At 52.7% G+C, this 26,353-nt stretch carries 25 protein-coding genes; 13 read left to right on the forward strand and 12 right to left on the reverse strand.

Going from position 1 to position 26,353, the window contains the following annotated elements:
• Positions 1–115 precede the first annotated feature (115 nt).
• The 4 genes from BCF11_RS24235 to BCF11_RS28725 form a co-directional block, all read right to left on the reverse strand.
• Entirely contained in the window at positions 116–1,036 is a 921-nt protein-coding gene (locus tag BCF11_RS24235) for a sigma-70 family RNA polymerase sigma factor (protein WP_098497003.1), read from the reverse strand.
• Positions 1,033–1,791, reverse strand: a complete 759-nt coding sequence (locus BCF11_RS24240; RefSeq protein WP_098497004.1) for an SDR family oxidoreductase — start codon at positions 1,789–1,791, stop codon at positions 1,033–1,035. Before BCF11_RS24240 ends, BCF11_RS24235 begins: the two co-directional genes overlap by 4 nt.
• Positions 1,792–1,887: 96 nt before the next feature.
• Positions 1,888–2,403, reverse strand: a complete 516-nt coding sequence (locus BCF11_RS24245; RefSeq protein WP_199111028.1) for a GFA family protein — start codon at positions 2,401–2,403, stop codon at positions 1,888–1,890.
• On the reverse strand, positions 2,403–2,720 hold the full coding sequence (locus tag BCF11_RS28725) for a GFA family protein (RefSeq protein WP_098497006.1): 318 nt from the start codon (positions 2,718–2,720) through the stop codon (positions 2,403–2,405). Before BCF11_RS28725 ends, BCF11_RS24245 begins: the two co-directional genes overlap by 1 nt.
• A gap of 167 nt (positions 2,721–2,887) precedes the next feature.
• On the opposite strand from BCF11_RS28725, the gene BCF11_RS24255 reads away from it, so the two are divergent.
• Positions 2,888–3,253 (forward strand): YciI family protein, encoded by a 366-nt coding sequence (locus tag BCF11_RS24255; protein WP_098497007.1) that lies wholly within the window; start codon positions 2,888–2,890, stop codon positions 3,251–3,253.
• Here BCF11_RS24255 and BCF11_RS24260 read toward each other — a convergent pair.
• Entirely contained in the window at positions 3,150–4,745 is a 1,596-nt protein-coding gene (locus BCF11_RS24260; RefSeq protein WP_098497008.1) for an FAD-dependent monooxygenase, read from the reverse strand. The genes BCF11_RS24255 and BCF11_RS24260 overlap by 104 nt on opposite strands.
• A 71-nt stretch (positions 4,746–4,816) precedes the next feature.
• Between BCF11_RS24260 and BCF11_RS24265 the strand changes: the two genes are divergently transcribed.
• The 4 genes from BCF11_RS24265 to BCF11_RS24285 all read left to right on the forward strand — a co-directional run bounded on the left by BCF11_RS24265 (position 4,817) and on the right by BCF11_RS24285 (position 8,685).
• On the forward strand, positions 4,817–5,449 hold the full coding sequence (locus BCF11_RS24265; protein WP_233212620.1) for a TetR/AcrR family transcriptional regulator: 633 nt from the start codon (positions 4,817–4,819) through the stop codon (positions 5,447–5,449).
• Between the two features lie 172 nt (positions 5,450–5,621).
• A complete protein-coding gene (locus BCF11_RS24270; protein WP_098497010.1) occupies positions 5,622–6,005 on the forward strand; it encodes a VOC family protein in 384 nt (127 codons plus the stop codon).
• 580 nt (positions 6,006–6,585) lie between these two features.
• Positions 6,586–6,795, forward strand: a complete 210-nt coding sequence (locus BCF11_RS24280) for a hypothetical protein (RefSeq protein WP_143751450.1) — start codon at positions 6,586–6,588, stop codon at positions 6,793–6,795.
• A 132-nt stretch (positions 6,796–6,927) separates the two neighbouring features.
• Positions 6,928–8,685, forward strand: coding sequence for a carbohydrate-binding protein (locus BCF11_RS24285; RefSeq protein WP_098497013.1), 1,758 nt, complete (start codon positions 6,928–6,930; stop codon positions 8,683–8,685).
• A 542-nt stretch (positions 8,686–9,227) separates the two neighbouring features.
• Here BCF11_RS24285 and BCF11_RS24290 read toward each other — a convergent pair.
• Positions 9,228–9,443 (reverse strand): hypothetical protein, encoded by a 216-nt coding sequence (locus BCF11_RS24290; RefSeq protein ID WP_098497014.1) that lies wholly within the window; start codon positions 9,441–9,443, stop codon positions 9,228–9,230.
• Positions 9,444–9,984: 541 nt separating this feature from the next.
• Here BCF11_RS24290 and BCF11_RS24295 point away from each other — a divergent pair.
• Complete coding sequence (locus BCF11_RS24295; RefSeq protein ID WP_143751452.1) at positions 9,985–10,944, forward strand: hypothetical protein; 960 nt, start codon at positions 9,985–9,987, stop codon at positions 10,942–10,944.
• 158 nt (positions 10,945–11,102) lie between these two features.
• On the opposite strand, the gene BCF11_RS24300 is transcribed toward BCF11_RS24295, so the two are convergent.
• Complete coding sequence (locus tag BCF11_RS24300) at positions 11,103–13,394, reverse strand: AAA family ATPase (RefSeq protein ID WP_098497016.1); 2,292 nt, start codon at positions 13,392–13,394, stop codon at positions 11,103–11,105.
• Between the two features lie 274 nt (positions 13,395–13,668).
• Positions 13,669–13,983: a hypothetical protein gene (locus BCF11_RS27830; RefSeq protein ID WP_143751454.1), complete on the reverse strand. Its 315-nt coding sequence runs from the start codon at positions 13,981–13,983 to the stop codon at positions 13,669–13,671.
• A 234-nt stretch (positions 13,984–14,217) separates the two neighbouring features.
• Here BCF11_RS27830 and BCF11_RS24305 point away from each other — a divergent pair, with 234 nt between their 5' ends.
• The 7 genes from BCF11_RS24305 (at position 14,218) to BCF11_RS24335 (ending at position 20,369) form a co-directional block, all read left to right on the forward strand.
• Entirely contained in the window at positions 14,218–15,756 is a 1,539-nt protein-coding gene (locus BCF11_RS24305; RefSeq protein ID WP_098497017.1) for a 5'-methylthioadenosine/S-adenosylhomocysteine nucleosidase, read from the forward strand.
• Positions 15,757–15,812: 56 nt separating this feature from the next.
• Complete coding sequence (locus tag BCF11_RS24310; protein ID WP_098497018.1) at positions 15,813–16,766, forward strand: CBASS oligonucleotide cyclase; 954 nt, start codon at positions 15,813–15,815, stop codon at positions 16,764–16,766.
• A complete protein-coding gene (locus BCF11_RS24315) occupies positions 16,763–17,260 on the forward strand; it encodes a hypothetical protein (protein ID WP_098497019.1) in 498 nt (165 codons plus the stop codon). Before BCF11_RS24310 ends, BCF11_RS24315 begins: the two co-directional genes overlap by 4 nt.
• Positions 17,257–18,150: an ATP-binding protein gene (locus tag BCF11_RS24320; RefSeq protein WP_098497020.1), complete on the forward strand. Its 894-nt coding sequence runs from the start codon at positions 17,257–17,259 to the stop codon at positions 18,148–18,150. The genes BCF11_RS24315 and BCF11_RS24320 overlap by 4 nt, the downstream gene beginning before the upstream one ends.
• Before the next feature lie 38 nt (positions 18,151–18,188).
• Positions 18,189–18,752 (forward strand): 3'-5' exonuclease, encoded by a 564-nt coding sequence (locus BCF11_RS24325; RefSeq protein WP_098497021.1) that lies wholly within the window; start codon positions 18,189–18,191, stop codon positions 18,750–18,752.
• Positions 18,753–18,824: 72 nt separating this feature from the next.
• Positions 18,825–19,823: a hypothetical protein gene (locus BCF11_RS24330; protein WP_098497022.1), complete on the forward strand. Its 999-nt coding sequence runs from the start codon at positions 18,825–18,827 to the stop codon at positions 19,821–19,823.
• 357 nt (positions 19,824–20,180) lie between these two features.
• Positions 20,181–20,369 (forward strand): hypothetical protein, encoded by a 189-nt coding sequence (locus BCF11_RS24335; protein WP_098497023.1) that lies wholly within the window; start codon positions 20,181–20,183, stop codon positions 20,367–20,369.
• 21 nt (positions 20,370–20,390) lie between these two features.
• Here the strand turns inward: BCF11_RS24335 and BCF11_RS24340 are convergent, their stop codons facing one another.
• Genes BCF11_RS24340 through BCF11_RS24355 form a run of 4 tightly spaced genes read right to left on the reverse strand, consistent with a single transcriptional unit; the run spans position 20,391 to position 25,958 of the window.
• Entirely contained in the window at positions 20,391–20,873 is a 483-nt protein-coding gene (locus tag BCF11_RS24340) for a hypothetical protein (protein WP_098497024.1), read from the reverse strand.
• A 12-nt stretch (positions 20,874–20,885) separates the two neighbouring features.
• Positions 20,886–23,207 (reverse strand): hypothetical protein, encoded by a 2,322-nt coding sequence (locus BCF11_RS24345; RefSeq protein ID WP_098497025.1) that lies wholly within the window; start codon positions 23,205–23,207, stop codon positions 20,886–20,888.
• Positions 23,200–24,738 (reverse strand): tyrosine-type recombinase/integrase, encoded by a 1,539-nt coding sequence (locus BCF11_RS24350; protein WP_098497026.1) that lies wholly within the window; start codon positions 24,736–24,738, stop codon positions 23,200–23,202. Before BCF11_RS24350 ends, BCF11_RS24345 begins: the two co-directional genes overlap by 8 nt.
• On the reverse strand, positions 24,738–25,958 hold the full coding sequence (locus tag BCF11_RS24355; RefSeq protein WP_098497682.1) for a site-specific integrase: 1,221 nt from the start codon (positions 25,956–25,958) through the stop codon (positions 24,738–24,740). The genes BCF11_RS24350 and BCF11_RS24355 overlap by 1 nt, the downstream gene beginning before the upstream one ends.
• Positions 25,959–26,353 lie beyond the last annotated feature (395 nt).

The following is a 26,353-nucleotide window of genomic DNA, read 5'->3' on the forward strand; positions in this document are numbered from 1 at the left end:
TTCAACAGGATTACCCATGGATGCCTGGAGTGCGTGGAGTAACGCCCCTTGGGCGTCGGGTGCTCTCGGTGAACTAGCACGCCCGCACCAACTAGGGCTGTCCTTTTACCTTGCGTCAAAGTTTGCCGATCTTGCCGGCTACCCACGACAACTCTGCGTCGGCGGCGACATAGCGGACGTGGTAGTAGTCGCGGATGAAGCTGATTAGGCCGTCGCGCCACTCGAGCCACATCATGTAGCTGGGTTTTGGATCGCTGCGGTCTTCGAAGACCGCGATTACATCCCGGCCCTCGAGCCAGGCTGGGGCGAGCCACACGCCGCTGCTCTTGGCGTAGTTTGTGAAGAACAAACCAACGTCCGCCGCTCCGACGCGAAGCGGGTACGCGGACTGCTTAAGTTTCACGTCATCCGCGAGGAGCGCCCGCAAACCGTCCCAGTCCCGCTGGTTGAAGAGCGCAACATAACGCGCCGTTTCAGCGGACACCGACCGCGCGTCTGGAAGCGGGCTGGCTTGCGCGTTGATCTCCCGAAGATGCGCGCGCCCCCGCGCCAGATGGCCCTTCACGGCGTCGACCGTGAGGTCGAGGAGGGCGGCGATCTCTATCAGCGACTCGTCGAGTACATCTTTCAGGATGACGACGCTCCTCTGCAGGATGGGTAGTTCCGCAAAGCGCGACACTGCGGTTTTGACAGCTTCTTGGCGCATCAGCATCTCCAATGGATCAGGGTTGGTCGAGTCGGCGATGTCTGAGGCGGCATCGATCGGTTCGGCCGTGCGCACAGTCCGGCCGCGTAGCAGATCGAGGGCGCGGTTGTGGGCGATCCGGAACAGCCAGGGTCGAAGCGGTGGCGTCTCGTCCAACTCTTGCAGCGCCACCAAAGCCCGGATCAGTGTGTCTTGCACGACGTCCTCGCCGTCGATGACCGATCCCATCAGACGAGCGCAATAGCGGTGCAACTCTGGTCGCAGTTCGCCGACCAGGGTGAAGAGTTCCGCCCGGGTGTCGGAGTTCGGCGAAGATCGTCCTGTGTTCAAGCTACTGCTCCCTCGAGCATGGTGATTCCCGTATCGCCTTTGAGCCCGAAGGCGAAGCCTTCGGCATATTTCGGGTCGTCCAGCACCGAAACAACTTTCTCACCGAACTCCCGGGGTGGCATCGGCGCGCCGAAGCGGGCCACGAACTCTTCCGGCTTGATGTCCATGGCGCCTGCGTAGGCTTCGGCGCCGGTGTCGCCGACCCCGGTGCCGCGGACCATTTGCTGCGGCACGATCGCCTGGAAGCGAATCCCGAGATCCTTTTGCTCCGAGATGCCGTTGGCGTATTTGGCCATGAACCACAGCATGCGCTTGGCGCCGCCGTAGCCACCCGACATCGGCGATCCGTCCACGGCCGCGCCGCTCGATATCACCATGACACGGCTTCCGGATTTGAGCGGCAGCTTGAGCGCCGCCTGCAGCCAATAGAGCCCGGCCTTGACGTCATGTTCCCATGGGACCGTGAAATCCGCCCAGCTCATCTGGTCCAACCGCCCCATCCGCGGCTTCGCGCCTGCGTTCAGCACCAGGATGTCCGGGCTGACCTCGGTAAGGATGCGGTGGGCGGCGGTCTCGTCTGTCACGTCGGCGCAAATCGTGGCGACGCCCAGCCGGGCGCGGACGGACTCGAGGGCATCGGCGCTGCGGGCAATGATCGTCACTCTGGCGCCGTGCGCGACCAGGGCCTCGACCAGTCCCAAGCCAAGACCACGGCTGCCGCCGGTGACGACGACATTCTTATCTTTGAGGCTCATCAGCTCTACTCCATTGTCTAGGTATAGCTAAGACGATCGAGATTCGGAAAAGGAGTCAATTAACGCCGCCGGGCTGTGAATATCCCAGACCGAGACCTATCGATGGAACAGCATTGCAATCCGGGCAGCTAAAAGCATCACCAGAAATTTGAAGGGATAACTCGAGTAACTGGGCAGGTCGCTCGGAACGTCGCCGTTCTCGGGCTTGAATTTTGTGCAAATACGCATCTGCAAAGGAGGGAGGTCTCCTTTACACCTTGATCGGTACACATCAACCCAATGTTTCCCGTCATCGAAGCCGAGGAGCATTGCTGAATTGCAACAGGTAGCGATGACGCGGTTTGTGGCCGATTTCTCTCTGATTTTAAGACTCTTCAACAGCAGGGCTCCCCTTGAACACGTAACGCGATCCTTTCGGTAGACGATGTAGGCGCTCCCGCCATCGAGATCTTGAACGGGGCTTGCATTCGGTAACGCTTCAATTTGACGGGAACCTTCCTGGCAATCGTCGCAGTAGCAGACAACGCTTGAAATTGGAGCGCCAATCGCTTCGAGTTCGACCCGTCCGCATAAACACGAAACTATCATGTTGTTTTTCGGTGGTGTCGACATCAGCTACTCCTGATCGCATGGTGCCCACCATCAAATGTCGAGGCAAACCCGCCATGGACTCCGCGGTGGTAGTGGCGAGGCACATTACTCGAATACCTACGCTGGTCAGCGCCATGGAATGGCTGGGACTCGGTTTCGAGGATGGTCAAATGATCAACCTCGATCATAGCGCTAGTACGAAAGCCTGACCCGCTGACCTTTTGGCATTGATGGCAATGGCAGCGGGCCCTGATGATCGGGGCGATTCCCATACGGAAGCGAATTTCCCCACATTTGCGGCCCCCGGTGAGCGGGGTGAAGAGGGTGTAGGTGGTCATGGTTCATGAGTTCCTAGTTAAGGTAAACATAGTCGCCTCGCAGTGCGCCATTTCGACAGCCGGCCAGAAAAAATTAACAATCCACCGAAAAATTGAAAGTTATGTCGAATTCCGATGGCGCCGGACGACTATTGATTTTCACACCACAACGAAAAAGGAGTCCCGTCATGCGCTATGCCTGCTTAGTCTATTTCGATCCTCACAAGGTCTTTAACCAAAGCGCCGAGGCCGAGGCGGCGCTGCGTGATTCCGGCGCCTATAACAACGAGTTGAAGGCCAGCGGCCACATGGTGACGGATCTAGCCCTTCAGTTGCCCGACCAGGCGATGACCGTGCAGGTCCGCGGCGGGAGGATGTCGGCGACGGACGGCCCATTCATGGAAACCAAGGAAGTGCTGGGCGGCTTCATCGTGATCGAAGCACGCGACCTCAACGAGGCTGTGCGGATTGCGGCGGGAATTCCTCTGGCCAGGCTGGGCTCGATAGAGGTCCGACCTGTTGTGGACTATAGCAAGCCTCGTCCGAATCTATGAACCAGCGACGGAGCGTTTCCTCCAATCCATCGATGCTGTCCTCCTCGCCGGCCCAGGCAACGCAGGCATCGGGACGGATCAGCATCGAAGGCCCTGTAGCGACGGCCACGCAACATATCTTCTGCGTGGCGGCTGCAACGAGCCTGGAAGCCTTCCCCTCGGTTGAGGCGTCGAGAAGAACGCCCGTGCCATCCTGCATGAGATCGTAGAGCGAGACGCCGGCATCGCCGTGGCCGATCGGCTGGTCGCCGATTAGCCGTCCGACCGCGTCCAGCTTCGAGCCGAGATCGTAACGGGTGGCAAGGCCGCTCATCATCTCTCCGATGAAGCGGTTGACGTCATCGAATTGCATGAGGTTCGCCACGATGTCCCGCATCGCACCCGATTGCGGATCGGGCCGCAGGATGGCGATCTGGGCAAGGGTGTTGGCCAGCACGGCCTTGGCGACTGGCCGCCGCTCAGCCGTGTAGGTGTCGAGCAGACTCTCCGGCATCTCGCCGCGGATGACCGAGGCGAGCTTCCAACCGAGGTTTGCAGCGTCCGCAAGCCCGAGGTTCAGGCCCTGGCCGCCAAATGGCGAGTGAACATGCGCCGCATCACCGGCAAGCAGCACTCTGCCTAGCCGGTAGCTATCGACAAGCCGCGTGTTGTCCGCCCACCGGCTTCCGCTTTCGAGCGCTTTCACACGGACGTCCGCACCGCTGATGCGGCGCAGGACCGCTTCGATCTCCTCGCGTGTGACCGGCGCCTGCCGATCCACCGGTGGACCGATGAAGTCCAGCATGAACAATCGACCGGGAACGGGGCCGTAGGCGAACACCCCGCCCGATGTGCGATTCCAGCCAATAGGCAACAGCCGGTCGGGATGATCGATCTCCGCGACAACCTGGTAGAACGTCGACGTCGGCGCCGTGCCGGGGAAGTCAAAGCCGGCCATCTTGCGGATGAAGCTGCGCCCGCCATCGCAAGCTACCAGGTAGGAGCAGGAGATACGGCCTTTGTCCGTCGAAGACACCCACTCCAGGTCGACGCCGTCCGCCTGCTGGACGAAGCTGGTGACGCCGCACCCGCGGCGCACCTCAATCCCAAGGACGCGCGCGCGATCGGCCAGCATGACTTCAAGCTCATGCTGACGCACCAGGCGAGGACGCCGTTGCGGCTCTTTCTGCGCGTCCTTTCGGATTAGAGACAGTCCACCGAAATGGCCACTGTACTTCGACGCCCGACCACGCAGCTCTGCTCCGGTCTGCTTTGCGAACTCATCCATCGCCGCGAAAGTGTTCGCCTCTGCGGCGGCAATGGCCGCGGCCATCCCGCGACGCGTCAACGCTTCGCAGCCAAGCGGTCCGACCGACATTGCCTTCATGGTCATGTTCACGCCGGCCAGACGCTCTAGCACGAGGACGTCCGCGCCGCCCAACGCCAGCTCGATGGCCGTCAGGAGTCCGACCGGTCCGGCTCCAACCACCACAACATCAAATTGTTTTTCCATATATCTGATCCTTTACATATACCGAGTCGTAATATATACTCAGTACATATAAATATCAAGGCTACATTTCAATGTCATCTGACCTTCGATCCCGCAAGCGCCTCGCCACGCGACAAGGCATCTCCAATGCCGCCACGCGCCTCTTCTTCGAGCGGGGCTTCGATCATGTGACGGTGGACGAGATCGCGACAGCCGCCGACGTCGGGCGGATGACGGTGTTCAATCACTTTCCCCGCAAGGAGGATATGTTCTTTGACCGTGACGAGGAGGGCAGGGAGATCCTGCGCGACGCTTTGCGGCAGCGCGATGCTGGCATCGCTCCGATCGAGACCTTACGTCTGCTGGCGCATCGGCTGGTTGCGGAAGATAGCCCTTACGTCAGATTTTCTGCTGAGAGCCAAGGCTTCATAGAGACGATCGAGGGCAGCGAAACCCTCAAGGCCCGGGCCAGGGCGATACGCGACGAGATCGCGCAAGTGGTAGCGGTGGCGCTAGCCGAATGCGCAGGGCGGGAACCTGCCGATCCCGCCGCCCAGCTGGCGGCCAGCCTGCTCTTGGCGACCTGGACCGTGGCCCTGATCCAGGGGCACCGGACCTTTCGACAGAGGCGGGATACAGAGGAAGCGAAAGCCGTCTTTCTCGCTATTGTTGACAAGGGAACCATCGGTCTGAAAGCTACAATGGCCGGCACGCCCTACGCTTGAGCAATCAATCCCAGCCCGATGATGCTTGGCGCATAGCCGCTTCCTGAATGGACTTATTTTCAGCGGGCAATAATCCGGGCACAGGAATTACTTGATCATGTAGTATCTGCGAGGTGGCGATCAGTTATCTGAATCGATTTTTTTTCGATAAATGTCTCTCCAAGGAGGCGATATGAAGCGTGTTGTTGGCATCGGCGGCGTGTTTTTTAAAGCAAAGAATCCTGAAAAACTGCGCGAATGGTATCGGGATCATCTTGGTTTCAGCCTGGAAGAATGGGGCGGTGTGGTATTTCAACCGAATGCCGCCAATGGCCCCATCGACAAGGAAAAAACTGTCTGGTCCTTATTCCCAAGCGACTCAGACTATTTTGCACCGAGCACCCAATCTTTCATGATCAATTATCGCGTCGATGATTTACATGCTTTGCTGGCGCAGTTGCGCTCGGAAGGCTGCTCTGTCGATGCCAAGGTTGACGAATCGGAATTTGGCAAATTTGGGTGGGTGATGGATCCCGAAGGTAACCGGGTCGAGCTATGGGAAGCTCCAGGAACTTAAATTGTTATGTGTTCTATACAAGGCTGGCAATCGCTTGCGCAATCAGCAGGGGATCGCAGACCTGGTCTTGCTGAAAGCGGACAGGATCAGGCAAGTCATTATGCGGGTCCGTCAGAATCTCTCGTTTCGCTGGACAACGGCCCGGCGAAACGTCGATTTTTCAGTTGTTCATATTTCTCTGGCGAGTGCCGCCTTTCCTGGTGCGCGCAGATCTTAATTCTCCCAATTTCAATGGTGTCTCCCAGTTTTTACTAAAAATTCGCGAGAAAACATTAAGTCCACTTGTAAAAACAACAGGCCGGATAATTTGCGGAAAATCCATTGTAAACAACGGCCTGCCATCGCATTCATTGCGCCGCAACATGAGCGGAAAATCTTCCTGGTAATACCACTCAGATACAGGTTGACTGCAATTTTCCCGTCCTCTACAGTCATCAGGCAATATATTTCCATATGGAAATATATTGGATAGGTTACACGGATGCGAAAAACCCGGACCGGCAACTTTCTGCATCGATTTATGGCATCCCGGACCGCGCTCGCAACAAGCAAGTCCTCCCAATCTATCCAGGAGAATCAAGTGAAATCGAAGATGATAAAAGGATTCGCAATCAGTTGGTTTTCTCAGCGCGTGGCGCCGGCCCGGTTGCCACGGAAAGCGTGGTCAGCCAAGCCACTGCAACACCTGCCGCAACCTGCCGGTACTCTACCTGAAAGCACCGGCGTCAATTATGCGGTCGGCAACGTGGTCCGGCATACCAACAAGTTCATCTCGACTCTCGGACTATAACTAGGCACTTCGCACACCAAGCGGCCGAGCGCTGCAACACGACGGCCTGGGTATCTGCAATACCGGCTTTATGTTAGCGGTACCAATCGGCAATTACCCCACACCGAAGTAAAAATCGTATTGGAAAATATTTTGGAAACTACCGTTATCAGATATTTAGTAAAAAGCGTCACGCCTGTCCTCATCGGCATGTGCCTCCTGAGCAGCTGCAGCGACGGCGGCACATCCGGCTCGACGTCGGCTAGCGCCAGCTCGAAACTCGCTGCCAACGCCGGCGCTCCCTATGGCGGGACGCCATGGGCAGTTCCAGGGACAATCCAGGCTGAAAATTTTGATACCGGCGGACAGAATGTCGGTTACTACAATCAGGGCAATAACAACCAGGGCGGCCAGTATCGGAAGACGGAAGGAGTCGGTATCGAAGCGACCTCCGATACCGGCACTGGATATGACGTCGGCTGGACCACCGCCGGCGAATGGCTCAACTACACAGTCAATGTGGCGGCTGCCGGCAACTACACAGTGCAAGTCCGGGTCGCCAGCCAAGGGCAGGGCGGCACTTTCCATTTCAACGTAGACGGCGTGAGCGCTACGCCGGAATTGACGGTTCCGGATACCAAGGGCTGGCAGAACTGGCAAACGCTTTCCACCAACATGACGCTCAGCGCAGGGCAGCACGTGATCCAGCTGCACTTGGACAGCGCAGTCAACGGCGGCCTGGTCGGCAACTTCAACTGGTTCAGCATCGGCAGTGCATCGACGTCGACCGGACCTGTCGCGGTTCCCAAAACAGGGACCAAAAAAGTGTATGTCCATATGATGCCGTGGTTTGAAACCAATAGTTCGTCGGGCAACGGCGCATGGGGCCAGCATTGGACCATGGCGAATCAGAATCCGAATATCGTCGATGCAAACGGCAAGCGCCAGATCGCATCGTATTATTATCCGCAAACCGGACCGTACGCTTCCGGCGATCCGTACATCATCGAATATCAACTGCTCCTGATGAAATATGCAGGTGTCGACGGCGTCTTGATTGACTGGCCGGGCAGCCAGAATGTCTGGGATTATCCAAAGAACCGGCAGAATGCCGAGGCCATCGTGGCCCAGACTGCAAAGATGGGATTGAGTTTCGCCATGGTCTATGAAGACCATAATGTAGGCATGGCCTATGACGCCGGACTGATCCCGAACAAGATCGATGCAGCCAAACAAGACATGGCATACCTGAAGAACAACTACACCACGAAAAGCAACTATATCCAGCTGAACGGTGCGCCGCTGGTGATGGACTTCGGGCCGCAGACTTTTCTCAATGGCTCCGACTGGAACGCGATACTTTCAGCCTTTTCCACGCCGCCCACTTTCCTCTCTCTCTGGTACACGATCGATAAAGTCGGCGCTAACGGCAAAGGCGAATTCCCGTGGATTTTCTCAGACGGCATGGCTGGGCTCGATAGTTTCTACAATAACCGTTCCCTGAACATCAAATTCGGCGTCGCCTATCCGGGATTCAATACGTTCTATAGCGCCGGCGGCTGGTCCGGGCCAGCTTGGACCCTGCCTTATGGCGCGACATTTTCGACAACGCTCAACAAGGCCATTGCCGCCGCCGACGTCAACAATATCCAGATCGCCACCTGGAATGACTATGGCGAAGGCACGATGATAGAGCCGACACAGCAATTCGGATATAGCTTCCTGACGGCCATGCAGCAAGCTTTCGGGGTCAGTTCGAGCCAAAGCGAATTGCAGCTGATCTATACCTTGTATCAAAAGAGAGTGAAGTACTCCGGGAATACAGGCATGGAACAGAAACTCGATCAGGCCGCCGGCTACTTGGCTGCGCATCAGGTTTCCTCGGCTGCTGCGATCATCAATTCGATCTAATGCGTGGCTAGCGCTGACCACAAGCTGGAATGCAGACTGATCTGCTTATAAATGAATGCTTCGCAAAAAGCTATGCTGTCGTGTTCAGCAAGAGGATGGTTAATGCGAACGACCATGACCAGTCGGTCGGTACTGAAATGCCGAACTACTCATTGGCATGAAGTTACGCAAATAAGTCGTTTGGCGCGTCTGCTTCGGGGGGGTGTGACGGCGGCGGTCGACACGTCAAAAGATCCGCCGTTGCTGATTACGTGTCAGCTGGCGGTATCGACTGACACCTGCCAGCTGGAGCGATTTAGCGTTGAGATTTTGAAGCCGAATTAGATAGCGGTCAGGCGCCAGTGAATAACAGCGCCGACTAAGAGTGCTGCGGCGTGGCTGAGAACCAGCCACATCACAATCTTGTCAGAAAACCTTGATTCGGTATTGCCGGACTCCATAGAACCTCCCCCAGGTTAGTTGCGAATAAGTAATGTATCACATTCGCAATTCGCAGCTATCCTGCGATGCATTCTGGTGTAGCAATGCCGGTGCGGCTGTTCTTATATTGCGTTTTTATACGGCAACACTCTGCGGGGAAATTCGTGGATGATTGCCGTTTTGCTGACCAGTCCGAGCTTGACGCGCACGGTTTGGATATTTATCTGGCGCAATTGCTGATCTTTTTCCATCGAGGTGGCGTCGTAGATGACGACGATTGGTGATATTGAACAGATAGTTGGATCGGTTGGATTGAAAGGGAAATCGCGGTAATCCATACAGACTTTATTAAAACTCGACAGACTTTATTCTTTCTTTTCAGAAATAAGGCAATCTGTTCTGCGCACGACGAAGTACGCAATCTTGGTACTTTAGGCTAGGTGTTGCGCTGCACGAATCTTCAGATATTCCAAGAGATTATTCGTCAAAACAGCACAAATAGCACAATTATCTGTTGCGCTATCTTTGATTACCTTTTTGTTGCGTTTAAATTGTCGCATCACGCAACAGGGAATCGATGTTGAAGACGTGTTTAGCATCTTACTGTTGCGTCGCAACTGCCGCGAACAACGGAGATCCGTCCTCGATCATTTGACAAAGGTCGCTGGAGAACTGGTCAAAAAATTATCTTTGTTTATTGATAAATATGGGTTAAAATTTTTACAGGAGAGCGGCGTATAAGCGTTGTTCGAAGGGTGGTCCCCTTGGTTCTGGCCGACCAGCACACTATTCATATTCCCAACGGTAATGGATTTCCTCGTTAACGATGTTCGATGTTTTTAAGCGGCCAGATTATCTATCGAACACGAAAGGTTGACGATGCAATTCACACGCCAGACATTGCGCAGTACATTTGCTCGCTTCAGAAAAGCGCTCAAAGATCAAAACTTAGACCTTCCATTGAGTTCCGCACAGGATACCTGGGCTCAAATTGTCATGGGAAGAAATTACTCTGCAGCTTCTGCCAGTCTCAACCGCCATGGCTGTATCGAGGCGAATGACATTTCTGAGACCAATATTCGTGCGCAGATGAGAATCCGCAATCGAGAAGTGGACATCAAAACGGCATGTACCTTGTTCACGGCAGCAATCAGTAGCGACTTAATTGAGCTGTCAAACACAATGTACGAACTAGCTCGTGTACTTAGCAAAATCGAAGGTGCCTGCGTGATTCCCGTTCACGGGGACATAACTGGATTGGGGATACTCAGAGAGGGGAGAGGCGGTTACGTACCCGTTAGTACTTTGCCGTTCGTAGCCGGAAGTGAGAGCGACTTCGCTTGGCTGCGAACTAATTCGGACATTGCAGTAGAAGTTATCAATGCAGCGGCTGGAATTAATTTTGACAAAACTGCAGACATCTTTTTTTCCAGTAGTCGAGCAGGGGATAAACAGGCAAATCAGGCGTTTTTCCAATACTTTAGTCAACGCGTGGACGTCTCCACTCACGCGGTTGTTAGCACGATATTGGAAGTGTTCGAAATTGGCGACGAGCCAAATTGGGATATAGACTTTGACATGGTGCGAGATAATATTTTTTGTGTGTTCGACGAACTCGCCGACGACGAAAAATGGGTAAAACCCGATTGTGATTTTGCTGAAGCCATGATTGACCATCTTGCAGTGAGAGTCCGGGAAACCTTGAAATGGCTACGTGACCTTGACGAAGAAGAAAAGCTCGAATATTCCGCGCAGGAGTCACTTGAGCACTCGGTCAAAATATCAATGCAAAAATTCCTGGATGCGGAATCCGGCAAAGGTGTGACCGTACCTTCTTAGTTGTTACTTCGTCGTGCACGACATATGTATTTAGATAAGTAATCCTTGGGGGTTACTGGGATAAAAACGGCTCCTGCATCCATAAAGATTTCAGGAGTCGTTGTCTTTTAAGGTCTTTGCATGGCTAGTCGCGCATGAATGCGTCATTCTTCCATTGGCTATCCACGCTTGGTGAACGCGAGAACGCGGCCACAAAAGTGGGATAACTCCTGATCATTGATCGCAGCGAGCTCATAGGCGGGATTTGTGTCATGGTGAAAGCGGTTGGCATAGGCCAGAATGGCACGGACCTCATCGATATCGACCTGACTTAGTATTTGATTCAGTTGACCGACGCGCTGCAGGCAGATTCCGAGGAAAGGTCCGAGCAAAGTCCCTGGCGGGAACGGGGCAGGATAGGCAACTCGCATGAAGGCTTCGAGGATGTGACGCAGCGCGGCGGCAACTCGGCGCTCTGTCATCGGATCAGCCGCATGCAAATAGGCCGAAACGAGGGCATGGCGGCGGTCATGCTCGGTGATGCAGTCTTGATTGACATCCCAAGCGGCGAGATTTGATCCTGTTCCTTCGCGGTGGATCAGGATTGCTTGGCGCGCAGCCGTATCAGCTCCGTCCCACAATTGGCACAAAAACGGCTTGGAATGCGAAAGCACGATCACCTGGTGTACGCGCATCAGCAGACGACGCATTTCCTGGACCGTCGTCAGCGAGCGATGCTCATCCAGACTTGTCATCGGATCGTCTATCACGACGATCTTTTGATCGAGCTGCGGATCTTGGTCTAGTGAAGCGAAGAAGAACGCAAGTGCCAACGTATTACGGTCGCCAGCACTAAGGGTGTTTCGGAAGGCGGGGCCGGCGTCAGCCAATAGAGCGACCGGCACGTTGTTGATCACCACGTTGTAATTGCACGACGAGCCGCCACGATTGTTGACAGGATTGACCGAAGCCAGACGGAAACCAGCATTGAACCGCTGCAAATAAGTGTTGATCGCTACCTCGTAGGCAGGAAAGGTATTCTGGCGATAATTGTCGAGTGTGGCGCGCGCCTGGCTGCGAAGGTTCTCGGTGACCGTCTTCGCAGCTTTCTCATCTAAATAGTCTTGGCACAAGCCGCTAATTGGATCAGAGTAACGGGTTCTAATCGCTTGTAACCGTGTCAAATCCGCAGCCAGAGCGGCAAGGTTCGCAGCTGCAGCCTGCTGTTTGACGAAAGCGATGGTCGGATTGGTGGCCTGAAGCGCATTGGATAGAGCTATAACGTCGTCACGACAGGCGCCATAAGCACGAATGGCGGTAAGCGAGCCCTCTGAGAGCTCCATATGCTCTAACGGTGCGGCCGCCTTGGCACGCAAGGTGGTCAGAACGGCATCCCTGGCTGCGATCCAGCATTCCAGAACGAACGTAGTGTCGATTAACACTTCGGGAATTTCCGTGAAGGCATTCCAGAACGCCTGGTTCTCCTTAGCGATATGCACGGCGTGTTCAAAAGTGGCGGTAATATCGCCGCCGTGCATGGTATTGATGTTCTCTCCAACTTCACTGATAGCGTTTCGTAGTCCACGGTAAGCGTCGCTGAAATAAGCTTGATAGTGGGCAATCAGATCAGAACCCGCGAGATCCTGCGCGCAGAAGGGGCAGACACGGTGATCATGCTCATTGGAGGCTCCTTCGACGAGCCCCATGCCATCGGCAACCCAAGTTTCGCCGCCGTTACCCAGGTTGCGCAGATGATTGCGGATACGTGTAGCTGCTTCAGCTTCAAGGTCAGGGAGCGTGCGAACTAGGAGTTCATTGAGTGCATCGGGGGCAAAGGCTGGAAGCGAGAGTGCCTGGAAGGCTTCTCGCTGGCGGATGGCTTCGACCGATTGTCCAGCTGCAAGATTACGCTCGGCTGCTTCGATAGCGGCGTCGATGTCAGGATTGGCGGGTAACGCGCAAAAATCGTCAACGGCCATGCCGCCACGTGCGACGGCAGGGATCGCATTGTTTTTCTGTGTGAGCGCTCGGTTATGTTCCTCAATACGTTGCACATGCCCGTGCAGGGCCGCATTCAGTACGACGCCCTGAGAGCCGAGGATCAATTCATGTAAATTCTGGCGATGTCCGGCATCGATCTCCACACCCGAGCAAACATTGGCAGCGACGAAGGCATCGTCGAAGATGGCAATTTCTGGCATGGGTGCGGCCCACGCACCATTGTGAAACTGCGCCACACCGGCTGTTACACCAAGGACTATGTGGGGCGGATTGGCCGCGCCTAAACGATGGCGCTCAAGAACAAGACTCGCCGAGCCAGTCGATAGGGAGCGGAAGATCGATGCGAGTGTAGTTTTACCGCGCCCATTCTCCGCGTAAATGAGCGTTAGCCGCGCAAACGGAAGCTGCGCGCCGCCATCCACGGAGTCGAACTGGCCCATATTTCGCAGCAACTGAATACGTTCGAGCAAAACTATCTCCCTTGTTCCATCAAGAATCGATAGGCGTATGGTTATTGCTATATGTGTTACATGGAGAGCCCCTAACAGAGCATCTTCTTCGCTTTCGCATCAAAGCCGAGTTCCGTTACTTGACGTGAAGCAACGCGGAAAAATTTCATCTATGAAACTCTTATTGTTCATCAACACCATACCGCTAACTACACACTTGTTGTGCTGCCTTTCTCAATCCATTTGCAGCGCTGCAATTGTTAGCCAGTTGTGCAGAAAACTGATAGCAGTTCGCTTAATTTGATTCGCAAATGATTTTGGCGGGCAGTCCATTTGAAGTAAGCACCGAAAGAATTTCATCAATATCTAATTGGGAATTCTCTTGAGGGAGTTCTCGGCCAAATGAAAATTGCGGATTTGCAATTACCTTCAGTTTTACAGTCATACCTTTCTGCGAGGTCATTTTCAGATGGAGTGGAGATGGAAAATTGTCGCGTAAATATCGCACAGCTTCATGGACACTCAGTATGTCTTGCGATATTGGCATGGAAACAAACACTTCAGTTTTGTTAAGTCCTCTATCCGAGTCCGGAAAATATAAATATTTCATAGTGTGATCCATTGAGAAAATTTTCAATTGATGCATATAAATTCAACGTCCCCAACGCATACAACTCGATGCGAATAGAGCATCGTCGCGACTTAAATACATGATAACTAATAGCCGGCAAAAGATGAACGCGCAGCCCGGGCCAGATAATATGGCGCAACGTATATCTATTATTAAAACAATATCAAGTGGCTGGCGAGCAATAATAGAGCAAGCTTATGTTACATTTAACAAATGAAAAATGCCAATAAGACGCTAGTCAATGAATATTTCCTGCTGGCCGGGAGCATCTCTGACACTACCGATAATTCACTAATTGATAGGGCCCATGAATTTGTCCGAGCCTTTGTGACGAGGGTTCTTGACGCAGGAGCTGGCTTCGTAGTTTACCTCTCGTCTGAACCAGTCAATTTGGATCAGAAACCTCTTCTCTTTGATTGGACCGTCGTCCGCGCAATAGATGCGACATTGCCAGGTGAATCACCTAAGGTTCGATTAAAAGTCGTTGTTTCCGATGCGCGAATGCAACTTAAGGCAAGCCCAGAGCAACGAGTCCTCATAAATCGACTTGTCGCCAGAGGTATCGCGGAGTCTGTAACAATAGACGATGAACTTTTGACAGGTGGCAACGTCGGTGACGAGCAGACTAATATTGCTTCTGCCATGGTTGCGCTCGGCGGTGGCAAGGGAGTCTTAGACAGGGGCCGAAAGATGGTCAAGAAGCTTCTTCCTGTTCTACCGCTTGACCTGCAGCTTGGTGCCAACAGTGAAGATGGTCAGGGAGCGCTTGCGATAATGAAGGCTTTTCGAGCGCAGCCTTTGACCTATATGCCGCACACGGGAGAGGAAGTGGCTAGAAAATTGTCCGCGTTGTCGCTTCAGGAGCCGGTGCTGGACTTCGATGAAATCGCACGAAAGATAGTTGATATTTTTGAGGCGGAAGTGCTGGCAAAACGGGCTTCAGAACCACCGGATGTCCTTGTCTTGACGGCACTTCCTATCGAGTTGGCTGCAGCCAAGCAGGCCTTTCAGATTGGCGAGGAAATATTTGCATCCCGTACAGCATCTGGATTTCACATTTGGAGCGCTCATGTTACTCGCCCTGACGGCACTTTCGCTAATTGCATTATTGCAAGTTTCGGGGGCGCTGGTAATGTAGACGCGGCAGCCACCACAGCGCTTTTGCTGTCAGAACTACGTCCGGCTCATGTAGTAATGCTTGGGATTGCTGCAGGTATGCGTGACAAGTGTAAGTTGGGCGAGGTCGTAATTTCAGACCGGATGGTGGCGTATGAAGGTGGTGCAGCGCTAGAGGGGGGAAAGGTTGAAGCTCGTCCTGAAATCACCAAGCTCCGAACGAAAGTGCAGCAAGACTTGAATGGATATCTTGCAAACACAACTGCAGCAAGAGTACGGTTAGAGCGTGCTTACTCGGCCGCTGAAGTTGTGTTCCCCATCGAAACAGACGCTGGCCCGATCGTAACTGACCTGATGCCGAGGCCGGCCACCATCGCGAGCGGGGAGTTGCTTCTCCGTGACCCAGTCAAGTTTCGTGCATTGCGTGAACTGCATGGCAAGACAGAAGTTGCCGAGATGGAGGGAGCCGGAGTGTTTGCTGCCTGCGCGCAGCGGGATGTACCGGTATTGGTGATTCGTGGAATCAGCGACTTTGGCGATTCACTTAAGGACAACCGGTTTCACGCCTTGGCGGCTAAGGCGGCCGCTGTTGTCACAGCGGATTACGTAGCTAACGGCCTGTCTATCACTAGCTGATTTACAGAGATTTTTCAACTCCCGCCTGTCTGGCGCGGAATCACGGGGGGATATGGATGGGGCTGACGAATACAGAACTCTCTTACTACGATGGAAACGTTCTACGACTTCCGGCAGAGAAACGTAAGGAGTACCATCAGCAGGTGGACAGGCTTATCGATGAGCTACGAAAGCATGTGACCGAAAAATCCGCGCTGAAGATTACCAAGGTCGTCAAGGCGGGCTCGTTCGCTAAATACACAATTCTCAGGAAAACAACGGACGACCCCGTAGATGTTGACGTAGTTTTTTATATCAGCGGCAAAGATGCCAATCAGGAAACATTAGATAGCCTGAGCGAAATGATTCACTCCCTGCTCATCAACATTTATCCCAGCAAGTCCGTCGAAGACTTCGAAATTCAAAAAAAAGCAGCAACCGTTACGTTTATCGGTTCGGGGCTCAGCGTTGATGTCGTACCGATAGTGCAGGACCCGAGTCGCGAGAACCACGGCTGGCAATATGATCTATCGACTGGAGTCAAAAGCTCAACCTGCGCGCCTTGCCAAATCAAATTCGTTCGTGACCGTAAAGAAGATGACGCACATTTCCGCACATTGGTACGCTTGGCCAAACGTTGGCGTAACCACGCACAGCCTCCTGGGCTGAAGTCTTTCCATATCGAACTCATTATGGCCTATCTCCTAGATAGGGACGGCGCACAAGAGAGCATCGAGAAGCGTTTTCGTGATTTTTTACTTTACATCGCGCAGTCTGGACTTAAGGAGCGAATTGACTTTCGTGAAAATCATGGGAAGACAGCTACCGCCTTTACGACGCCAGTAGTCATCGTCGACCCAGCAAATAGCGAGAACAACGTGGCTTCTCGAATCTCAGAGGATGAGCGTGAGGAAATCGTCAAGATTGCCGACGAATCTTGGGAAACGGCAATCCACGCCTCTGAGGAGGGGGATGTTTCCGTGTGGAAGGAAATATTTGGGCCGCGATTCAAGATCAAGGATGCAGAATGAGTTCGACCTTCACTAAAACCGAGACCAGCACCTATACCGTCGCAGACGTAGAAAATGTGATGCGTCGCGTGACTGCCGACCTCGTCATGATTGCTTCAAGTACAAAGGCAATGACAGAGGTGATGGCTCGCGACTACGCACATGATATCGAGCACCTAGTAAAGAATGGTTATTTAAATTCGGTCGATGTCACTTTGCTGACCAATTCCAATGAGTTGCGTGCCACCCGTTTCAATTTTGTGACTGGAGCCGATGCTACTGGCTCATCGAGGCCAGGTGGTGTACGGTGGCCTGAGGAGCCATCAGGCCACATCCGTGTGGTGCTCTACTACAGTTCCAAGTACACGACTGAAATAAAAGCGGCGACTTCGTCAAAACTTCGCATTGGTTGGAGCCCAACCGATGCAGATACGACCCATAACAGCTTGGAGATGTCCGGCGAGCGTGGCTATAGCAGTAACGGCTTTGGAACGGACAGGAAGGACTATAAATGAGTAGCACATCAGTATTCGAGACCAGCGTAGTGCTTCCAGACCAGCATCTTGGGCGACAAGAAAAAGGATTGCTTGGTTTTGAAGCACGTTATGCAAGAGTCAATATGCAGCTGCGGCTTTTGCTTCAAGCTGGCGAACTGGAGGCTTGGAGCAAGAAGCACCATGGAACCAAGCTTGCGGTGGTCAGTATGCTAAGTGAGCAGTATCCATTGGCAATCTTCTACGGTGACGTAGGTACAGGCAAGACAGCAACAGCGGAAGCGATAGCGAACCGTCTTGCGCGAGAGGCAAAGATAGAGGACTGCATCCTTTACAAGCTCAGCAATCGAGTACGGGGCTCAGGCCAAGTTGGAGAGATGGGGACACTGATTTCGCAAGCTTTTGCCGAAATCGCGAAGTCCATCGGCAAATCACGGCGGGCTTTCTTATTAATAGATGAAGGTGATTCGCTGGGAGCTTCCCGTAGCCAAGACCAAAGCCACCATGAAGACAAGGTAGGCGTAAATACTCTGATTCAAGCCATCGATGACCTACGCAAGCATGGCGGCCGAATATTCGCCATTCTTTGTACGAACCGCCTTGGGGCGCTCGACGCTGCAGTACTGAGGAGGGCGTCCATTGTTGAAGAGTTCCTCCGGCCATCAGACGACGAGCGCACTGAGTTGTTTAGCAAAGACTTGGCGGATCTTCACGTCAAGCCGACAGAGGTAACGGTGCTCGTTAAGGCGACTGCTCCTGATGGGGATAAACCTGGTTGGACTTATTCGGACATTCGCACACGCCTCTATCCAGCCGCAGTCGCAATGGCTTTTCCTGACCAAGCGTTAAAGGTGGAACATTTCGTACAGGCGGCCAAAGGTCTTCAACCATCGCCAGTGATGGCTGGCTAGGTTGTAAGTCGGGCTAAAATTATTAGAAAGCGGACTATATGAGTGAGCAGCGAGAAGTATTTATTTCCGTGGATGTGGAGACGGCGGGGCCAATTGTGGCCGAGTACAGCATGCTCACCATAGGCGCTTGTTTGGTTGAAAATCCGAACGTCGGTTTTTCTGTAATGTTGAAACCAATCAGCGATAAATTTATCGCCGAGGCACTTAAAGTCACGGGGCTCTCTTTGAGACAAGCCGATGAGGAAGGCCTTACGCCGGAGCTGGGGATGGCACAGTTCAAAAGTTGGATTGCTGAACATGTGCCGAAAGGGGTGACGCCTGTATTCGTTGGATTGAACGCGCCATTCGACTGGTCGTTTGTCAACTATTACTTTCACCGTTTCTGTGGGGAAAATCCCTTTGGCTTCACTGCGCTTGATATCAAGGCGCTATTTATGGGCGCGACGGGTTGCTCTTGGCACGGCACAAAATCGAGCTCCATTGCAGCGTTTGTGCATCCAAAGCTTGCCGGCGACCATAACGCGTTGCATGACGCGCAGTATCAAGCCGAACTGTTTCGGCTTGTGCTTAAATTAATCTCAAGTAAGAGCGATGCAGATTAAGTTGCCAGAAACGATGCCATGCAGCGCCTTTCTTGCGAAGCCCTGGCTACTTTCATTACGGAATGGTGAGATATGTTTGAAGACCTCATAAAGAAGCTTAATACTTTGAAATCAATATCGGTTCCCGTAGAAGGTGACGCCAAGGGTTATATCGACAAGCAATGTCCTTCAAAGGATTGTGAATTTCTCTTTAAGGTCCATACCGATGACTGGACTAACATATTTAAGGACGAAGCTGTTTGGTGCCCTATGTGTCGCCATGAGGCACCTTCAAATCAGTGGCACTCGATAGCGCAGGTTAATCATGCTAGAGAGCAGGCCCTTAAAGTGGTAAGGGGAGAGATTCACAATGCTTTGGTTTCAGGTGCAGAGAAATTTAACCGCCAGCAGTCGAGAAACGGCTTCGTTTCTATCTCTATGAAGGTCACTGGCGGCAGAGTTCAAACCTCTGTCATTCCTGCTCAAGCTGCTGAAGAGATGCAGTTGGAGGTACGGTGTGAAGTATGCAGTTCGCGGTATGCCGTAATTGGTAGCGCATTTTTTTGTCCTTCATGCGGCCACAACTCCGTGACCCGAAACTACTCGGATGCGCTAAATAAAATTCAAGTAAAGCGTGACAACTTAGAAATTGTCCGCCGCGCCTTAATTGACCATGTCGGCAAAGATGAAGCTGAGGTGACTTGCAGGTCAATATTGGAAACTTGTATTTCAGACGGGGTCGTTGCATTTCAGAAATTCTGCGAAGGTCTGTATGCTGACTTCGGCACGGCACCTTTCAATGCTTTTCAGCGTATAGACCATGGTAGCAAATTATGGGAGGCTGCTATTGGTCACGGCTACGGCGATTGGCTGGACAGCAATGAACTTAAGCGGCTAATGGTCCTTTACCAAAAACGACACCTCTTAGCCCATAATGATGGGGTGGTAGATTCACAATATATGAAAAAATCTGGAGACACGACCTATAAGGAGGGGCAGCGTATTGTAGTCTCAGAGAAAGACGTCAGCGAAATCCTAGCTTCTCTCAATAAATTAGGAACCTCTTTGAAGGCAATCTGCGGTAAGTCATAACAAATTTTAGATAGAACGTACGTGAGAATAACGCAAGCACAGGGATAACATGTACTCATTGGAATTACTTCCGGAATTAGCGATTGGCAGCCGGGCGGTAAGCCACCTTACTGAGGGTAGATGACGCTGCTTTGATCACTGGATGCAAACGCGAGACCGCTCGCGCCGTTATATCTGCATCATTAGCACGCAGTTCTTCCAGGATTTCTCGCATCTTCGGATCGTATACCTGGATTATCTTCTAATGATGGATTTTTTCAGCGGGTTGAGTTAAGTCGCCTTGTGCCGTTGTGAATCGACTGCCGATGTCGGGAATGTGCTGGCGTCCTGGCACTAAAAAGAAATGGGGTATTGAATATGAAATCATCGAATTACGATGTTTGGTTTCGTGAGCAAGTCCGGCAAGGTCTGAAAGAAGCTGACGACCCAAATACTCAGTGGATATCACATGAGGAAATGAAGTCGGATCAGGCCAAGCAACGCGTTAAGCTTGTCGAACGCATTCGGTTGGAGGCCGAAGCAGGGAAGGCCGGCCATGACGAATGATGTTCAACCGCTATAGCGGTGTCAAAGCTTCCTTTTCGGCGTTTTGCTTGCTGCACGAGGAACGTTTGGTTCGTCGATAAGTGCGACATTCAATGGCACAGCACCTACCTGAATTAACGTATCTCGCACCTCCTTAAATGCGTCGAAGAATTGAGCCCACTTGCTGAAGCCTCCAGCGGCACCCACAGCGCGAAGCATAGCCACATGGGAAGCAGTCAGCAGTTGTACTGTGGCCTCAAGCTCAGCAATGCGTAGCTCTTTCTTGGCCAAAGTTGCAGATATATCGGCGCTCGACTGCTTGCTCGCGCGGCTTTGCCAACGGCGATATTCACGCTGACGCTCTTGGTAGTCGGCCAACAGCTTGCTCCGGACTTCGCTGCGCGTAATCGATGATGCGGCTTTGATCGTTGGATGCAAACGAGCGACTGCGCGTGCTGTGATATCTGCATCAACTGCAAGCAATTGTGCCATAATTTCTTCCATTTCCGGATCTTGTTCCCGCATCGTCTTGCCTTTTTAGTCGTCCACCACAGCCCGCGCATGCGGTAAGGAAAGGTCATCGCCATTGGGGAACGGACGTTCACCTGGTCGCGTTGCAAGCAATCTTTGTACGCCGATTAAACGATCTTCGGCGTGTTGGAGTTGGTTTTTCCATCCTAGGCTTGCCGATGGGCGCGATCGTATCGTCTCAATGGCTGCTTTAAACTTGCCTTCAAGCTGAATTAAGTTAACCTTGTTTTCCGGCAAATCGGTTGCAGACAAGTGACGGCAGTTTGCGAAACATTCCAAGTGCTTGGGGCAAGGATCCACCGTAAACGAATTAAGGCAGTGCCCGTAAGGTGTAGCATGGAAACCATCCGCCTCCACGCGCAAGTATTCGTATGCGGAAGCATCACCATCCTTCGCCTGGATTCGCAAAAATGCATCGACAATAGGGCCGTTGGCTTTCCCGGTCTTGATCATCTTGGCGACAGTGGTAGCTTTCTCACCAAGAAAAAGTTCGACATCTTCAGGTATCGAAATCTGTTCCAACTCTTCCGCCAGGCTGCGATGATCGTATTCATAGCTCTGGGCAACACCGCGGCGGTTATAGCGCTTCGAGATAATGGTGTCTGCTACGCCCAAGCGAAAGAGCTCGGTGTTTTGTAAATGTCGCAGCATATGAGACTCAAGACGCAATGCCTGGTCCGCCTCGGTGGCGCCATAGCGTTTGAACAGCGAGGGCATCGTTGATTGATCTCCAAGTCCTACACCCACAAGGGTAGAGTCAGGGCGGCTCACTGAGATGTATTTTGTGACGTCGCACAGCCCGTCGTTACGTTCCTCGGCGAGTGATCGTTTTGGATGCAAAAATAGTAGCTCCCACGGTTGTATCGCGCCCAAATCCCCTAGCATCGGCAGAGTGTCGGATATTTTCGTCGGAGTCATTTTTCGTATGTGTGCCTCAAGTTCCCCGATGTGGAGGTAGGTATCGATCCAAGACATTCTTGCATTGTCATAAATCGGGCGGCCAGTCGAGGTGCGAAAGCGTAAGCTAGTTTCCTCGGCCTGCATTTGTTTTTGCAGGCGATTTCCAAACATGTAGATCGACATGTCGAGTTTTCGAACCGATCCAGCATACTTCTCAGCCTGAAAGCAATGTAGCTTGCGCAATACAGCAGGGTCGAAGTCCTTGCGATATTCATTCAAGAAAGTCTCGCGTTCGATAGCAAGCCAGAAAGGATTGCCGCTGATTCGGGTGTAGAGTTCGGTAAAGGGAGCGATCTCATGCTCCTTATACCAAGGCAGCAATCGTCCGGTTTCGCATTGCAGTTTAAGCGTATCTCTGAGCGGTGCCGTGATATGAACGACTCGCTCTAGCGTTTCAATCAACATCTGGCGAAACATCTCAGGCACTGGCTGGGTACTCTCATGAAGCACACGGCTATCAGACTCTTCCTCTTGCTGCTTTTCGGCGAAATGTCGAAGCATCAGCGCGCTTGCGAAGCCGCCGGCCACCCCTGCTGATTGTCCCTTTGCATCAACGTAAGTTCGTTCGCGTCTCCAGTCGACGGGGAGTAGGGCGGTCTCGCCGGCGCGTAGCCCAGTGATAATCATCGTCCGAATTGCGGCAAATCGTAATTCATCCACAAACGTTTTGGGTCGTTCGGTCATCACGATGCGAACCAATTCCCAGAACGCCTGTCGAGTGGGTAACCTCTCGGCGCGTTTTCGTTGCTCCAATTTCGTGCGAAGTTCATCCTCAGACATTGTCTGCTTCGATCTGACGCTCGTAACGGGTATTCTCTTCAGGTCAAGCAAGTTGTACATGTGCCCGACATCGCAAATGTGATAGGCGTCCAATACAACTTTGACCAAGCCAATCAGTAAGTCGCCCAGCTTGCCGGATGCCTGCACTGCCTTGGCAATGCGAATTGCTTTCTGAAGATCGTCCAGTGTCAGCTCCCACGGCTCATTTTCAACACAGGTTCCTAACACGCGAAGCGGTCTAGCGACATTTTGATGGACGTGGCTCGTCGTATTGCGCTTCACTAGCAATTGTTGAACAACAGCAGCCTTAATGAAATCCTGCCAAGCAGATGAAAGAGCGCGCCGGCTCAATGGTGGAAGGCCCTCTACCGTGCGCTCCGTATTGATGACTCTCAGCGTTTTCTGGTCAGATCCAAGATCACGCAGAAAATAGGCAGGGGGAGGGACATCACCGACGCATGAAGTCAGATTCCAACCGGCTCCATCAGCAGCATGACCTTCGCTGTCAATCGCAAAGCTCCAGTCCAATCCCTTGGCGCCGGCAATCGACTTGCCAAGTTCGACGAAGGAAATATAATGATCATTCATGTTCAGGAACCTCAAGCTCAGCAATCACGGTTTGGATTTCGCCGATAGTTCGCTGAAGCTGCAAGTAGGTCGGTGATCTCACATCGCCTCGGGAACTCTGTTCAAAAAACAATACAATTTCCCTCATGTCGCTCAGCACTTTCCCATGCAGCGCTTTGTCGGCAACCGGCATAAACTTACGGCATCCGTAGCACGACGCAACTGGACTATATGGACAGTGCGGTTGCCCAGATTGACATCCGCCAATGCCAGAGATGGGTATGCCATGTGGGACAGCTGCGATCTGTTGCTCTTCCTTGAGCATCGATAGTTCGTCAGGCGAAATGAAACGGTCATGGCCGATTTTCGCGACGCGCCGATAGACCTCTGAGGCCCCCAATGCCCGGTTAACACGTTCGGCGTGGGAGGCCGACGTTGCGTAATACACTAATCCAGTATTCGTTTGCGCATGTCCCATGAATTCTGCAAGCTCTTCATGACTGGCGCCGGCATCCACCAGGCGCTGGGCAGCCGTGTGTCTAAGGTCTGTAGCAGTGCCGATGTCTTCCGAACCGATCAAGCCCCGAACTAGCTTGGAAATTCGAATACTTACTTCTTGCACTGACTCCACTTGAAAAAATCTTGGTACGCCACCTAAGTTCGCAGCATCTAAGTGTGCTTTTAGATAGGTGAAAATTGGGGTCCACTCGCGTTTCACGCGCCTTGTCAGAGGAATTCGTTGCTTATTCCGGCGCTGCTTTGCCATGTGAAACGTCAGATGTACTGTCGGATCTTCGGTAACTTCGTCATTCCAAACTCTCACGTGACGCGTGTCTAACATGCCAATCTGAACCGGGCGCATTGCAAATTGATACGCACAAAGCAACATCCCTGCATCCGCCACCGCGTCGAGCAACATGGGTTCGCCTTGCTTAATTCCAATAACAGCTTCGTCAAGATGCCGGACAATTGCAGCTTCTTCGTCAGCTGACAGGAACGCGTCTCCCGACCGTACCGCCGCATATTTGTCATGGGCCGGCAGGGGAAGGGTAGTGCTCAAGAACGTTCGATATTCTTGCGACCAGCCGTTCCATCGGTAAATGCACAGGAGCTGTAGCATATGCTTCGCGAGTTTATATACACTTTGGCTCAGCTCTCGTGCTCGCCATTCGGCCCATAACAGCCCAACGTCAAGCGGACTGGTACGAGCAAGGGCAGCAACATCATCGTCGGTAAAATGATGGAAATCGGAGAAATAGTTGGCAACAGTCCTGACACTTAGGTCTTGCTTGAACATCTGCATCAGAATGTGCTTGAATATCAACGCGCATTCGCGGCGACGCCGGCCAAAGTCCACCTTTACGCTACGACCATGACAGAACAATTCGAACACGGATTCGATCGACGGGTTGCGAATTGCCCTGATAGTGTCGTCAAATTCATCGTAGTAGCGCAATACAGATGGCAAGGGCTGCAAGCTCGCGCAAAGTTGGTGCAAAACGTCTTCGCCCGAGACCGAACCTTGTGGGGCTACCACTTCGCGGCTAACCATTAGTGTCCCTTAGGAAGCGCACGCAGCACCGCGACGCGATCATCGAACGCGTCGTTCCAAACGTTCGCAAGCCGGTCTTCGAATACGGCGCGCGCGTAACGTGACGGCATGGTCGACTGTCGAGACCAACCGAAGAAAGTTCGCATCTTTTGGAGCGCCTCGTCCATCGAATCGCCTTGCAACAGCAATTGGTGAAGGCGAACCACTGCACAGGTATGCCGCAGATCATGCGGAGTCGCGGTCACTTTTCCCGTTCGTTCTTCGAGTTCCTTGATTGCGTTGCGAGGCAACTGTCTGGAGATTATGGCGAATGCTTTCGTCAGCGCCTCGGTCGACAATGGCTTGCTTGACTTAGAATTAAGCAAATAGGAGTGCTGAGGCCTGCCTCGGTAATTTTGGATAAATGACTCAATGATTCGTGTCGTCGTTTCGCTAACGGGAATCTGGCGGATCGAGTCAGTTGTCTTGATGCTCGGCTTGGAATAGCGAGGATCGGTGGCAGAGTTCTCGTAGCTGTTTTCACGGATGTTGATCCACGATCTGTCTCGACCCAATTTTTTGTCGAATGCGCTCTTGATTGCATCGACCGGCAGAAGTAAAACTTCGCCGCGTCTCAAGCCCTGATGGAGCATTAGTATGAATGCCACGTAAATCCGCCAACGTGTTTGAATTCTTGGGAATGGATTCTGTTCAGATTCTGGATCTAGGATCTGGTATAGCGCCTCGACGGTGGAGGCTGGAAGCGATCGGAGAGTCTCAGGCGCATTTCGCTTGCCTACACGGAATTGGCTGTAGAGAACCGACAATTGGTGAAGACGGCTTTCGATGTGCCGCAGCTTCTTGTCCGTACCGCTTTTCGCGATCCATGATACGACAGAAATAACGAAGCCAAGTCCGACTTGCCAACGCGTCTCATCAGCTTCAGATGTATCAGGTTGATTGCGTATCGAGATAAACCATGACTCGAGGATTTCAGCCAAGGTGCGGTCACTTAATGTGCCAAGTGCATCATCTAGCGCGCCATATCCTTGTAGTTCGTCGCCATGCCTATAAAGATTGTCGATGTATCGAAGTTTCTTGAGGTGGGTCGAGTGCGCGAAGGCTCCAGCCACAGCCGTCGACCAAACGGCCGCCCAATATCGCGGCACGCCATAGTTGTCGAGCAGGACTGGTCCTGAAAGACTCGGCGGGATAACGGGGCTGGCGATTTGGATGATCATTTCTCTGTTGGGAGAAGTAAGCATCGAGAAAATATACCATTTACTTAATGCCTATTGTGGTACTTAGGTGTAAAAACGCAACACCCGACAAACTACCTGTAATACGCATAATTTGTATTATGTAAAATTATATCTGTAAGAAGCGCCGTCTACCGACAATACCGTTGAGCGTTCTAAAACGCTCTAGCCTAAATCTAGCCTAAATCTAGCGTAAAACTAGCGGCGCTGGAGAGCAAGCGCATGGCGCTATCGTCGAAGAATTCGACCGCGTCGAAAAAGACCCGGCCAAGGTGTCCGAGAAAAAATGATCCCCGATACCCAGATAACGACGCGCTTGACCCGCAGGCTCCCACCAATGCCGGCAAAACCGCATACGCTAGGCAGTTCTGCAACTT

It is taken from the genome of Collimonas sp. PA-H2 (genome assembly GCF_002564105.1).
Lineage (GTDB): Bacteria > Pseudomonadota > Gammaproteobacteria > Burkholderiales > Burkholderiaceae_D > Collimonas.

Coding starts and splice junctions, on each gene's coding strand:
- BCF11_RS24240 (WP_098497004.1), bottom strand. CDS start 1,791: ATGAGCCTCAAAGATAAGAATGTCGTCGTCACCGGCGGCAGCCGTGGT.
- BCF11_RS24245 (WP_199111028.1), bottom strand. CDS start 2,403: ATGTCGACACCACCGAAAAACAACATGATAGTTTCGTGTTTATGCGGA.
- BCF11_RS28725 (WP_098497006.1), bottom strand. CDS start 2,720: ATGACCACCTACACCCTCTTCACCCCGCTCACCGGGGGCCGCAAATGT.
- BCF11_RS24255 (WP_098497007.1), top strand. CDS start 2,888: ATGCGCTATGCCTGCTTAGTCTATTTCGATCCTCACAAGGTCTTTAAC.
- BCF11_RS24260 (WP_098497008.1), bottom strand. CDS start 4,745: ATGGAAAAACAATTTGATGTTGTGGTGGTTGGAGCCGGACCGGTCGGA.
- BCF11_RS24265 (WP_233212620.1), top strand. CDS start 4,817: ATGTCATCTGACCTTCGATCCCGCAAGCGCCTCGCCACGCGACAAGGC.
- BCF11_RS24270 (WP_098497010.1), top strand. CDS start 5,622: ATGAAGCGTGTTGTTGGCATCGGCGGCGTGTTTTTTAAAGCAAAGAAT.
- BCF11_RS24290 (WP_098497014.1), bottom strand. CDS start 9,443: ATGGATTACCGCGATTTCCCTTTCAATCCAACCGATCCAACTATCTGT.
- BCF11_RS24295 (WP_143751452.1), top strand. CDS start 9,985: ATGCAATTCACACGCCAGACATTGCGCAGTACATTTGCTCGCTTCAGA.
- BCF11_RS27830 (WP_143751454.1), bottom strand. CDS start 13,983: ATGAAATATTTATATTTTCCGGACTCGGATAGAGGACTTAACAAAACT.
- BCF11_RS24305 (WP_098497017.1), top strand. CDS start 14,218: ATGAAAAATGCCAATAAGACGCTAGTCAATGAATATTTCCTGCTGGCC.
- BCF11_RS24310 (WP_098497018.1), top strand. CDS start 15,813: ATGGGGCTGACGAATACAGAACTCTCTTACTACGATGGAAACGTTCTA.
- BCF11_RS24315 (WP_098497019.1), top strand. CDS start 16,763: ATGAGTTCGACCTTCACTAAAACCGAGACCAGCACCTATACCGTCGCA.
- BCF11_RS24320 (WP_098497020.1), top strand. CDS start 17,257: ATGAGTAGCACATCAGTATTCGAGACCAGCGTAGTGCTTCCAGACCAG.
- BCF11_RS24325 (WP_098497021.1), top strand. CDS start 18,189: ATGAGTGAGCAGCGAGAAGTATTTATTTCCGTGGATGTGGAGACGGCG.
- BCF11_RS24330 (WP_098497022.1), top strand. CDS start 18,825: ATGTTTGAAGACCTCATAAAGAAGCTTAATACTTTGAAATCAATATCG.
- BCF11_RS24335 (WP_098497023.1), top strand. CDS start 20,181: ATGAAATCATCGAATTACGATGTTTGGTTTCGTGAGCAAGTCCGGCAA.
- BCF11_RS24340 (WP_098497024.1), bottom strand. CDS start 20,873: ATGCGGGAACAAGATCCGGAAATGGAAGAAATTATGGCACAATTGCTT.
- BCF11_RS24345 (WP_098497025.1), bottom strand. CDS start 23,207: ATGAATGATCATTATATTTCCTTCGTCGAACTTGGCAAGTCGATTGCC.
- BCF11_RS24350 (WP_098497026.1), bottom strand. CDS start 24,738: ATGGTTAGCCGCGAAGTGGTAGCCCCACAAGGTTCGGTCTCGGGCGAA.
- BCF11_RS24355 (WP_098497682.1), bottom strand. CDS start 25,958: ATGATCATCCAAATCGCCAGCCCCGTTATCCCGCCGAGTCTTTCAGGA.